The sequence below is a fragment of the Enterococcus sp. DIV0755b genome (assembly GCF_051713765.1).
Taxonomy (GTDB): Bacteria; Bacillota; Bacilli; order Lactobacillales; family Enterococcaceae; genus Enterococcus_C; species Enterococcus_C canintestini.
This window is the reverse complement of sequence record NZ_JBIOQN010000001.1, coordinates 1,795,539-1,807,352: the sequence shown is the minus strand read 5'-3', so window position 1 is coordinate 1,807,352 and position 11,814 is coordinate 1,795,539. Positions and strand designations below refer to the sequence as shown.

8 protein-coding genes and 2 rRNA genes are annotated in these 11,814 nt (G+C 38.5%); 2 read left to right on the top strand and 8 right to left on the bottom strand.

All coding sequences use genetic code 11. The annotated features are described in order from the left end of the window. Window positions 1-60 precede the first annotated feature (60 nt). Together ahpF and ahpC are read right to left on the bottom strand one after the other, a co-directional pair. Window positions 61-1,590: an alkyl hydroperoxide reductase subunit F gene (gene ahpF / locus IGI65_RS08690; RefSeq protein ID WP_438773935.1), complete on the bottom strand. Its 1,530-nt coding sequence runs from the start codon at window positions 1,588-1,590 to the stop codon at window positions 61-63. 118 nt (window positions 1,591-1,708) lie between these two features. Continuing rightward, window positions 1,709-2,272 carry an alkyl hydroperoxide reductase subunit C gene (gene ahpC, locus IGI65_RS08685; RefSeq protein WP_071865660.1) on the bottom strand — a complete coding sequence of 188 codons (564 nt, stop codon included), beginning with the start codon at window positions 2,270-2,272 and terminating at the stop codon, window positions 1,709-1,711. A 239-nt stretch (window positions 2,273-2,511) separates the two neighbouring features. Between ahpC and IGI65_RS08680 the strand changes: the two genes are divergently transcribed. Next, window positions 2,512-2,787: a hypothetical protein gene (locus tag IGI65_RS08680; protein ID WP_071865661.1), complete on the top strand. Its 276-nt coding sequence runs from the start codon at window positions 2,512-2,514 to the stop codon at window positions 2,785-2,787. Between the two features lie 221 nt (window positions 2,788-3,008). Here IGI65_RS08680 and IGI65_RS08675 read toward each other — a convergent pair whose 3' ends face one another. Next, window positions 3,009-3,641, bottom strand: coding sequence for a thermonuclease family protein (locus IGI65_RS08675; protein WP_438773934.1), 633 nt, complete (start codon window positions 3,639-3,641; stop codon window positions 3,009-3,011). 277 nt (window positions 3,642-3,918) lie between these two features. On the opposite strand from IGI65_RS08675, the gene IGI65_RS08670 reads away from it, so the two are divergent. Then, window positions 3,919-5,259 (top strand): amino acid permease, encoded by a 1,341-nt coding sequence (locus tag IGI65_RS08670; RefSeq protein WP_438773932.1) that lies wholly within the window; start codon window positions 3,919-3,921, stop codon window positions 5,257-5,259. Window positions 5,260-5,328: 69 nt separating this feature from the next. Here the strand turns inward: IGI65_RS08670 and IGI65_RS08665 are convergent, their stop codons facing one another. The 5 genes from IGI65_RS08665 to IGI65_RS08645 form a co-directional block, all read right to left on the bottom strand. After that, a complete protein-coding gene (locus tag IGI65_RS08665; RefSeq protein WP_438773931.1) occupies window positions 5,329-6,339 on the bottom strand; it encodes a hypothetical protein in 1,011 nt (336 codons plus the stop codon). Beyond that, window positions 6,339-7,202 (bottom strand): viral A-type inclusion protein, encoded by an 864-nt coding sequence (locus IGI65_RS08660; RefSeq protein ID WP_438773930.1) that lies wholly within the window; start codon window positions 7,200-7,202, stop codon window positions 6,339-6,341. Before IGI65_RS08660 ends, IGI65_RS08665 begins: the two co-directional genes overlap by 1 nt. A 123-nt stretch (window positions 7,203-7,325) precedes the next feature. Next, window positions 7,326-8,375, bottom strand: coding sequence for a DUF1002 domain-containing protein (locus tag IGI65_RS08655; protein WP_438773929.1), 1,050 nt, complete (start codon window positions 8,373-8,375; stop codon window positions 7,326-7,328). Between the two features lie 148 nt (window positions 8,376-8,523). Then, window positions 8,524-8,639, bottom strand: a 5S ribosomal RNA gene (rrf, locus tag IGI65_RS08650). A 77-nt stretch (window positions 8,640-8,716) separates the two neighbouring features. Beyond that, a 23S ribosomal RNA gene (locus IGI65_RS08645) occupies window positions 8,717-11,631 on the bottom strand. Between the last annotated feature and the right edge of the window lie 183 nt (window positions 11,632-11,814).

Sequence of the window (11,814 nt, the reverse complement as noted above, 5' to 3'; positions counted from 1 at the left end):
ACGGCTTAGCCACTGTATCTTGCCGCTTTAATCAAAGCAGAAAATTCCCGCTAATAATTTTTATCCTTTACGAATCAAGTAATCAAATGCACCTAAAGCTGCCGTAGCACCAGAACCCATGGCAATGATAATTTGTTTGTAACGACTATCAGTACAATCTCCGGCTGCAAAAACACCGGTAACATTTGTCGCACCGTCTATAGCAGTAATAATTTCACCACGTTCATTTAAATTGACAGCCGTATTTTCTAGCCATTTGGTATTAGGCTGTAACCCGATTAAAATGAAGGCTCCCGCTACTGAAATGGTTTCTTCTACACCAGTTTCCCGTTGCTGATAAGATAAGCTTTCAACTCTATCACTACCGTTGATACTTGTTGTTTGCGCATTTAAAATTACCGTAACATTTGGCAACTCTAAAAGTCGTTCTTGCAGGATTTTATCTGCTTTTAAGGTTGGTAAAAATTCTAAGACATAGACATGATTGCAAATACCTGCCAAATCAATCGCCGCTTCAATTCCAGAATTACCACCGCCAACTACCGCCACATCTTTTCCAGCAAATAAAGGTCCATCACAATGGGGACAATAGGCCACACCTTTATTTTTAAATTCCGCTTCACCAGGAATGTTTAAATTCCGCCAACGAGCACCAGTAGCTAAAATAACAGCTTTACTGTGTAATTGTTCACCATTTTCTAAATCAATTCTGACCATTTCATCTGCTTGAATGCCAGTAGCCATTTCACCGCTAATTAAATCTACGTCATACTCTTGTACATGTTGTTTAACTTCACCCATAAACTTAGGCCCTTCTGTTTTGGGCGTACCAATGATGTTTTCAATTGTAAGTGTTTCTAAAACTTGTCCACCAAATTCGTTTGCAAGTAGACCTGTCCGAATACCTTTACGTGCAGCGTAAATTGCAGCGCTTGCCCCAGCCGGACCGCCACCGACTACCAAAACGTCAAAAGGATCTCTTGGCGTGAAAGCTTCTTTTTTTAGACTCGGAATTTTTTTAAGCAATTGCATTAAAGTAGCGCGACCATTTGAAAATTCTTCGCCATTTAAAAAGACTGTTGGTACAGCTAAAATATTGCGACTTTCCGCTTCTTCTTTATAAGTTCCACCTTCAATCATAGTGTGACTAATATTAGGATTTAACACAGCCATAATATTTAATGCTTGTACAACATCTGGACAATTTTGGCAAGTTAGACTAATAAACGTTTCAAAGTGAAGTGGTTCTGTAATCGCTTCGATTTGTTTAAGTTCTGCTTCTTCAATTTTAGGTTGACGACCACTAACTTGTAAAACAGCTAATATAAATGAAGCAAATTCATGCCCCATTGGTAATCCAGCAAAGACAATCCCGCTTTTTTTATCCGGCTGATCTACGCTAAATTGAGGTGTACGTCCGCCGCTAACCTCATCAAAGTGTAACAACTCAGAAAGAGCAGTTACCTCTTCAAGAAAGGTTTTCATTTTTGCGGAATTTTCATCATTACCGAGAGTTGCGTGAAAAACCACGGGCCCTTCTAACATCGTCAAATATTGTTTTAATTGTTGAATTGTATTATTATCTAACAATTTATTTTCTCCTTTAAAAAAGCCACCAGCTTTTACAAAGTTACAGCGCAAAATGCTGATGGTTGTAAATTCTGGCGGCAGCTGTATTTTAAATTAATTTCATAAGGTGATGCTCTTTTTAGATTTTACCAACTAAGTCAAAACTTGGCGTTAATGTTTCGCCACTTTCTTTCCATTTTGCAGGACAAACTTCACCAGGATGATTACGAACATATTGTGCCGCACGAACCTTATCAACTAATGTACTAGCATCACGGCCAATACCATCGGCATTAATTTCAACTGCTTGAACAATTCCATCAGGATCGATAATAAAAGTTCCCCGTTGCGCTAATCCTTCTGCTTCATCTAAAACGTCAAACATTTCAGCGATTTTATGACTTGGATCGCCAATCATATAATATTTGATTTTGCCAATCGCTTCTGATGTTTCATGCCATGCTTTATGCGTAAAATGAGTATCTGTTGAACATGAATAAACTTCAACTCCTAATGATTGCAATGTAGCATATTGTTCTTGTAAATCTTCTAATTCAGTCGGACAAACAAAAGTAAAGTCAGCTGGGTAAAAGCATAGTACACTCCATTTTCCTTTAAAGTTTTCAGCTGTTACTTCGACGAACTCACTATTGTGATATGCTTGCGCACTAAACTCCGCAACTTCTTTTCCGATCATTGACATTACGTTACCTCCAGTAATTATTGAGAATATATTTATGTAATTGAAAAAAATCTTTGGATAAAAGCCTTTTAGCAGGAAAAGATTAATTATCAATTTATAATTACTATAATCTAAAACGATTCAAATGTGAACCTTTTCTGGCAAAAAAAAATAATATTTTTTTATCCTTTGGCAATAAGTGTTTATTTATACTACCTTTTTAAGATAGTGGTATTATAAAGGTGAAGGGATTGATAATCATGGCATTAACAATGAAACAAGCAGAAGATTATTTGACAAATCATGTATCCGGTATCACTGTGATGGATGTCACAGTCGAGTATCCTGAGGAAAAAGAAGTCCTCTATATTGAAGGCGAAAAAGATTATTTCTTCTTTATTAGTCCAAAAGATACTTATCGCTTCACAGATGGTCAAAAACACGAAAAAGCGTTCTCTCATGAAGATCCAGAAAATCCGATGACTGAAGAAGAATTTTTAGACAAGATGGTACGGGTTATCCTAGCTGAAGAATAAAAAATTCTCTGTCTGCTTTATCCACTGCAAGATTAGTAAAAATCGCTAATTTTGGTGGCTTTGCTGACAGAGTTTTTTTCTTTCTAACTATTTTTAACTATTTCTGCTACTAAATGCATCTAAACGCAAAATACCTTGTATACTGATTTTTTGAGATAGCATATATTGATTACATAATTGCTCAGGCTAATCCTTTTATGTGTGCAATTATAATTGTAAAACTAATTTTCATTGTACTGATAATAACCATTTTTCTTTTTGACGACATAGTTATCTTTTTGCCAGACCCCGCGCTTATTTTTTTGCGCTAGTTCTTGTGCCGTCATTAATTTTGAAACATAACTATCGCCACCAGCGTTCACATAACGTACAATACCCAATCCTGCCTTTAAAAGGGCCGTCTGTAGCATTTCATCTCCGATATAAACATAAGCTAAGTAGCGCCCATAACTATCTTTTATACTTCCCTTATCAAAAACGAGACTAACGTTTCCCTTTTTTAACATTTCTTTTGAAAAATCACTTGCTTCTTTGCCAAAAGGTTGGACTTTCATACCTGGTTTGACACTTTCGGGCGTATCTACCATTAAAAGTCGGAGTTTGTATTCTTTTTGGTGAAAATAAAAAGCAAATGTATCACCATCCACATTGCGTATGTTATTAACCGCGATTTTTTTGAAACGAGGCGGATTATTTAAATCAACATTTTCAAGCGAAAGTTGTTGGTTACTAGTAACTGTAGTGTGGGTTTCTTGTGATGTCAGTTCATGATCAAAGGGTAATATACCTGTAACTTGTATAATAACAACTACTAAAACTGTTAAAATCCCGCCAAAACTAATTTTTTTCTTCATTTTTCCACCTTAAAAAGTTTGTTGTCAGATAATAATTACATTATTAAAAAATAAAAGCCTTCACTTTACTGCAACCTATTTATCCTTTACTGTAATTCACCCTCAATTATCCATTTATTATGCCTTAAATTTAAGATTTGGACAAATGAAATATAATTTTGAGAAAATTTATACAATAGAGTGTTGAAATTTTCAGAATATTCCAGTATGATACTGTTTGTTCTTTAAAATCTTAGGTATTTGTTATTTAACAAAGCCTTTTAAGCTAGGTGAAAAAATGGAAAATAAATTACAAAAGAAAATGCATTCCCGCCACGTTACTATGCTGGCGCTGGGAGGCGCGATTGGTGCTGGTTTATTTAAAGGAAGTGGTGAAGCGATCAATTTGGCAGGTCCATCTGTTATTCTTGCTTTCTTTTTAGGCGGATTATTATTATTTAGTATCATGAACGCTGTCGGTACGTTAGCCGTCAATAACAGTCACGCTCAGAGTTTATCCGGAGTAGTGGCACCTTATATCGGCGCTTTTTCGGCCTATTTTACCGATTGGCTTTACTGGACGATGTGGATGATTAATATCGTTGCTGAAGCAGTCGCAGCGGCAAGCTTTATGCAACTCTGGTTTCCCGATGTACCAGCTTGGGTTTTTATTTTGATTATTTCTATCCTGACGACAATGATTAATTTTTTATCTGTTAAAATTTTTGCAGAAACAGAATTTTGGTTAACGATGGGAAAAATTAGTGTCGTTGTTTTATTAATCGTGTTTGCCAGTTATCTCGTCTTAAGCAGAATTCTTCATGAAGGCTTAGTTCCTACTATGAGTTCTTTAACGAGTCATGGTGGCTTTTTTCCTCATAAAATCCAAGGACTACTAAATTCTTTACTATTAGTGGTTTATTCATACGGTGGTACTGAGCTGGTAATTATTGCTATGGGGGAAACAGAAGATCCGGCAAAATCAATTCCCAAGGCAATTCGTAGTGTGTTATTTCGTATTATCGCCTTTTATATCGTACCTATGTTTTTATTATTAGTAATTTATCCTTGGCAAACGTTGGCACATTCAGATGCAAGTCCATTTGTATTAGTCTTTGAAAAAATGCAAATTCCTTTTGCCGCAGATATTGTGAATTTGGTGATTGTATTCGCCTTATTTTCTTCCATTAATTCAGGTATCTATGCATCTTCTAGAATTTTACATTTACAACTTTCAAAAACAAAAAAATTCAGTAAAGTTATGCGTTTAAATAAACATGGTGTACCAAATCGAGCAGTGATGTTCTCGACAGGAATGCTTTATGTTGGTGTTTTATTATCTTATCTTTTTGGTGAATCACTTTTCAATTATTTAGTCGGTTCACTATCATATACGGTTCTTTTAATTTGGCTAATGTTATGTTTAGCTTATTTCCGTTACTTGCAGCAAAACAATACCTCTTTTGTCAAACGAATAATCAATATTATTACATTATTAAGCTTAACTTGTATTTTTATTGCGATTTTAACCACCAGTAATTTAGTAGTTACCGAAGTTACAATTGTGATGTATGGTTTAATTGTTGTTTCTTATTTTTTACAAAAACGTGGAATGATTACTGATAGCATTTTAGATTAATTCATTTACATTAGAAATAAAGACCCTCTATCTACTTTCGGTAAATGGTAGATAGAAGGTCTTTTTAAATTAATTACGAACGAGTAATGGTACTAAAAAAGCATAGCTGGTAAAAAAGTCTAAAAGTGAACGACGTCTTTGATTGGAATCAATAAATAATGATGTTAGTCCCTTGTTACCAGGATAAATGGCAACTTTTTGCTCTTGATCCAGTAAAACTTCATAATGATGCCTTTCAACTTTTTCAAAATCATAGTCTTCATTTTCCATTGCAATGATAAATATTTCGTCTAAAACTGAAGTTGATAGCTGATATTCTGTCTCAAGTTCAACGTGTAATTTTTGCGTATTATCCAACAGCGTAGCCGCTACTTCAAAGCCAAGACTGCGTAAGTGTTGTAACAATAAATTAATATCGTAGTTCACTAAAGATAGCTGACTTTCTGAAAAAACTTTGTCAGCATACCAAAGATGAATTAATCGCAAAACTTCATCATCTTTAATTGTCACTTTCATATTTTTAACATCAAGCGTCAATAGTGGCATGAATTCTGATGTGAAACGCTGATCAACGGGATTAATTTTAAAATTAAAAATTAATTGTTGTGATTCATCTAAATAGTATTGAACTAAGAAGTGTTTTGTTTCCCACACATCATAATTATTTTCGGCTGGTTTTAACCCAACCGAATGTAGTGGTTTTAAAAGCTCATAGGAGAAATATTCTAATAGAATTTTTTTAGCGATTACCGAGATTTCAACTTGAGGAATAATCAGTCGTTTATATTCTTCTAACAATTCTGTAAAGTCAGCTTCCATTAATGATTTACGTAGTTTTAAGTCCGCCAGTTCTGCCTCAGACGCTGCAATTAATCGCACAATTTCATCATGATCATTTTCTTTGTTTTGCTGATACGCTTGTTCTTCTGTAGTCTTTGTTGCTTCATAAGTCAGACCATCTTCTGCTAAATTAGTCGCCCCAGTAGTATCTTCTATCTGCGAATCAGTAGGTGGTTGCGTTGAACTAACGTTTTCTGCTACCGTTTCTTTTTCTTCCAAATTGTTATTTTCTTCTCCCATTACGCTTCCCCTCCTTGATTCAAGTAGTCGGCTAAGAAAGTTTGCAACTGTTTTTGTAAGTCTTCTAAGCTGCCAAAATAACGGTTAATTTGGCGAAATTCCTTAATAACGACAGCTCGGTTTAATCTTAGTTGTTGGTAATTATTTTCTAAAGTCGCTTTTTGTTGGGCCGTTTGTTCCTTTTTTTCAACGTATGGTAGCCACTGGGCCCGCTGTTTTTCCAATTCTTCCTTTTGTTTTACGATAACATCCAATTCTTCATCTGCTTTATTTCGATTAAAAAATCCTTTGGTATTCTCAACTGCTTTTTCTTTTTGATTAAGCTCCTTAATTTCTTCATCTAATTTTTCGATTTGTTTTTGAGCCATGATTGCATTAGCAGTAAGTTGATCAATTTCTTGTTCAATTTGTCTCATTGGACCTTCATGATCGGTGATAAATGCTTCCCACTGGCTATCAATTTTAGGAATAATAAAAATTTCTGGTAAACTAGCATCAATCCCTACTGTTGCTCTTTGTCGATAATAATCACCAATGCGATAATAATTTAAAGTTTCAGAAACTTTTTCATGATGTTGCATAAATGGAAATGTTTCTAAAAAACTATCATGAATTTTTTTCGTTAATAACTTATCGATTTCGTGGTTTGCGTTTGAGGTTTTTTTCAGCTCGTCATGTAAACGGCCGTTATATATCCGATAAATATCGGGAATTCGTTCTTCTGTAATCGCTAATTCAAAATCTTGCAAATCATGCAACATTTGACCAATGTTTTTTGAAGCAACTTCTTTGATCTCACTAAAACTTTTTGAGTCTTCAACTTCAGTGGACTTCAAATTTGTTTCTTCATAATCGTTATTCATCTTAATCCCTTCTTTCACCACAATATAGTACTATTTTAGCATTAAATAGTGAATAAGCGTTATTTGAACACACTAGATAATAAAAAACCGCAGTAACGAGATCGCCTCGACTGCGGGTAGACATTAATTAAAAAGGCCATTAAAGAAATCTTTAATACTCTGCCATAAATTACTGAAAAATCCCTGGTTGTCATTTAATGTTCCTTTTAGTTTCTCACCAAAAGATCCCAGTTCATCACTTAATTTATTAACAGTTTTATTAAAACTATCACTGAGTTTGTCTAATTGTGCTAGTGAGTTCTTATCTAAAACACCATCAGTTTTCTGATATTTTTCAGCTAAAGACACTAATTTATTGACATCCTCGCTTGACATGTAATCAGATAAATTATATTTTGCTAGGGCATCATTAACAATTTTCTCAACATCTGCTTTAGTAGCTAGCTCACCTTGTTTTTCTTTTAAAGCAGCTAATTCTTGTTTGATTTCCACCAATGTTTGATTTAATTGGGTACGATAAGCTTCATCTGCTTTTTCTTGCTCTTGTTCAGTTAAGTTTTCGTTTGCATTTTTTTCTGCAGCGTTTTTAACAATTGTATCTGACACACTTTGCGTTGTATCCAATTCTTCTTGGGCTAATTTTGCTCGATTTTCATCAACTTTTTCGCCATTTGCTTCAAAAGCTTTATAAACGCCAGTTAACGCACTTTCACCAGTCACTTTAACTACACTGGCTACTTTAATTGTTGCGTCTGTAATACCGGCAGTAATCAAAGGATTTTTATACTGATCAGCAGTAATTAATGTTATATTTTCTGGTGTTAAAATATCAACTTTAACACCTTGGCCTTCATTTTCTCTTGTGACCATGACAGAGCTGAACATAACATTATCATCTCCGCTACCATAACCTAAATATTTCACTAAGTCCGCACCGTTTGCAACATCGATATTAACAGCATCTACACTTACTCCAAATTTCTCCAAAGTTTCAGCTCTTTGGGTACTATTTAAGGCTGATCCTAAAACAACCGTAGGCTTTCCCCAACGTTCATTAATTACCGCGTCTTCAGCAGCAGAAGCGTTTTTGGCTAGACCAATAAAAAACGTTAATAACATTGCGATTATAATAGGTAATAAATAATTTGATTTTCTTTTATTTTTTATACTCATCGTACTACTCCTCTCATGATAATAATATTGTAGACAATTTAGATGAATGAATACAATAAAAAAAGATATTTTAAGAATTACTTTATCATTTTTATGTAATTTTAAAATCAAAAAAAAGCCAAGTCTGAATTGACTTGGCTTTGTCATTGCGTGGCGACGTCCTACTCTCACAAAGGGAAACCCTTCACTACAATCGGCGCTAAGAAGCTTAACTTCTGTGTTCGGCATGGTTACAGGTGTATCCTTCTCGCTATCGCCACCACACTATTTAATTAAGTGAATTTCATTCACTCAAAACTGGATCTTGAAGTTATCAAAACTCGTCCGAGTTTTCTTTTACTTTGGTTAAGTCCTCGATCGATTAGTATCAGTCCGCTCCATACATCACTGTACTTCCACTCCTGACCTATCTACCTGATCATCTCTCAGGGATCTTACTTTCTTTAAGAAATGGGAAATCTCATCTTGAGGTGGGCTTCACACTTAGATGCTTTCAGCGTTTATCCCTTCCCTACATAGCTACCCAGCGATGCCTCTGGCGAGACAACTGGTACACCAGCGGTAAGTCCATCCCGGTCCTCTCGTACTAAGGACAGCTCCTCTCAAATTTCCAACGCCCGCGACGGATAGGGACCGAACTGTCTCACGACGTTCTGAACCCAGCTCGCGTGCCGCTTTAATGGGCGAACAGCCCAACCCTTGGGACCGACTACAGCCCCAGGATGCGACGAGCCGACATCGAGGTGCCAAACCTCCCCGTCGATGTGGACTCTTGGGGGAGATAAGCCTGTTATCCCCAGGGTAGCTTTTATCCGTTGAGCGATGGCCCTTCCATGCGGAACCACCGGATCACTAAGCCCGACTTTCGTCCCTGCTCGACTTGTAAGTCTCGCAGTCAAGCTCCCTTCTGCCTTTACACTCTGCGAATGATTTCCAACCATTCTGAGGGAACCTTTGGGCGCCTCCGTTACCTTTTAGGAGGCGACCGCCCCAGTCAAACTGCCCATCTGACACTGTCTCCCACCACGATTAGTGGTGCGGGTTAGAGTGGCCATAACACAAGGGTAGTATCCCACCATTGCCTCCTTCGAAACTAGCGTCCCGATCTCTACGGCTCCTACCTATCCTGTACATGTGGTACAGACACTCAATATCAAACTACAGTAAAGCTCCATGGGGTCTTTCCGTCCTGTCGCGGGTAACCTGCATCTTCACAGGTACTAAAATTTCACCGAGTCTCTCGTTGAGACAGTGCCCAAATCGTTACGCCTTTCGTGCGGGTCGGAACTTACCCGACAAGGAATTTCGCTACCTTAGGACCGTTATAGTTACGGCCGCCGTTTACTGGGGCTTCAATTCGTACCTTCGCTTACGCTAAGCACTCCTCTTAACCTTCCAGCACCGGGCAGGCGTCAGCCCCTATACTTCATCTTTCGATTTTGCAGAGACCTGTGTTTTTGATAAACAGTCGCTTGGGCCTATTCACTGCGGCTGACCTTGCGGTCAGCACCCCTTCTCCCGAAGTTACGGGGTCATTTTGCCGAGTTCCTTAACGAGAGTTCTCTCGCTCACCTTAGGATTCTCTCCTCGACTACCTGTGTCGGTTTGCGGTACGGGCCGTTGTCTTCTCACTAGAAGCTTTTCTCGGCAGTGTGACATCAGAAGCTTCGGTACTATTATTTCCCTCCTCATCACAGCTTGTCCTTATAGAAATAAGCATTTGACTCATCTCAAGACTTACTGCTTGAACAGACATATCCATCAGTCTGCACTTCTTAGCCTCCTGCGTCCCTCCATTGCTCAAACAAATACAACGGGTACAGGAATATCAACCTGTTGTCCATCGCCTACGCCTGTCGGCCTCGGCTTAGGTCCCGACTAACCCTGGGCGGACGAGCCTTCCCCAGGAAACCTTAGTCATTCGGTGGACAGGATTCTCACCTGTCTTTCGCTACTCATACCGGCATTCTCACTTCTAAGCGCTCCAGCAGTCCTCACGATCTACCTTCAACGCCCTTAGAACGCTCTCCTACCAATACACCTTACGGTGTACTCCACAGCTTCGGTAGTATGTTTAGCCCCGGTACATTTTCGGCGCAGGGTCACTCGACTAGTGAGCTATTACGCACTCTTTAAATGGTGGCTGCTTCTGAGCCAACATCCTAGTTGTCTGTGCAACCCCACATCCTTTTCCACTTAACATACATTTTGGGACCTTAGCTGGTGGTCTGGGCTGTTTCCCTTTCGACTATGGATCTTATCACTCACAGTCTGACTGCCGAATATAAATGAATGGCATTCGGAGTTTATCTGAATTCGGTAACCCGAGATGGGCCCCTAGTCCAAACAGTGCTCTACCTCCATCATTCTTCACTTCGACGCTAGCCCTAAAGCTATTTCGGAGAGAACCAGCTATCTCCAAGTTCGTTTGGAATTTCTCCGCTACCCACACCTCATCCCCGCACTTTTCAACGTACGTGGGTTCGGTCCTCCAGTGCGTTTTACCGCACCTTCAACCTGGACATGGGTAGATCACATGGTTTCGGGTCTACGACTACATACTCATTCGCCCTATTCAGACTCGCTTTCGCTGCGGCTCCGTCTCTTCAACTTAACCTCGCATGCAATCGTAACTCGCCGGTTCATTCTACAAAAGGCACGCTATCACCCATTAACGGGCTCTAACTTGTTGTAGGCACACGGTTTCAGGATCTATTTCACTCCCCTTCCGGGGTGCTTTTCACCTTTCCCTCACGGTACTGGTTCACTATCGGTCACTAGGGAGTATTTAGCCTTGGGAGATGGTCCTCCCGGATTCCGACGGAATTCCTCGTGTTCCGCCGTACTCAGGATCCTCCTAGGTGCCTTCCAAATTTCGTCTACGGGGTTTTTACCCTCTTTGACTGACTTTTCCAAGTCATTCGACTATCTGAAAGAACTACCATATCGGAGTCCTACAACCCCAAGATGCAAGCATCTTGGTTTGGGCTGGTCCCTTTTCGCTCGCCGCTACTTGGGGAATCGATTTTTCTTTCTCTTCCTGCAGGTACTTAGATGTTTCAGTTCTCTGCGTCTACCTCGTATACGCTATGTATTCACGTATACGTAACATCCTATAAAAGATGCTGGGTTCCCCCATTCGGAAATCTCTGGATCATAGCTTACTTACAGCTCCCCAAAGCATATCGGTGTTAGTCCCGTCCTTCATCGGCTCCTAGTGCCAAGGCATCCACCGTGCGCCCTTATTCACTTAACCTTATAAGACCTTTCGGTCTGGTTTTGAGCAGTTCTTCTAGCGATAGAAGCTTACTCAAGAAAATAAGCAATTGAACTTATTAAAAAACTCATTCAACGCGGTGTTCTCGGTTTGTTTTGATTTTTTTCTTCAAGTATCCAGTTTTCAATGAACAAAATTGTTTGAGAGTAGACCTCTCAAAAC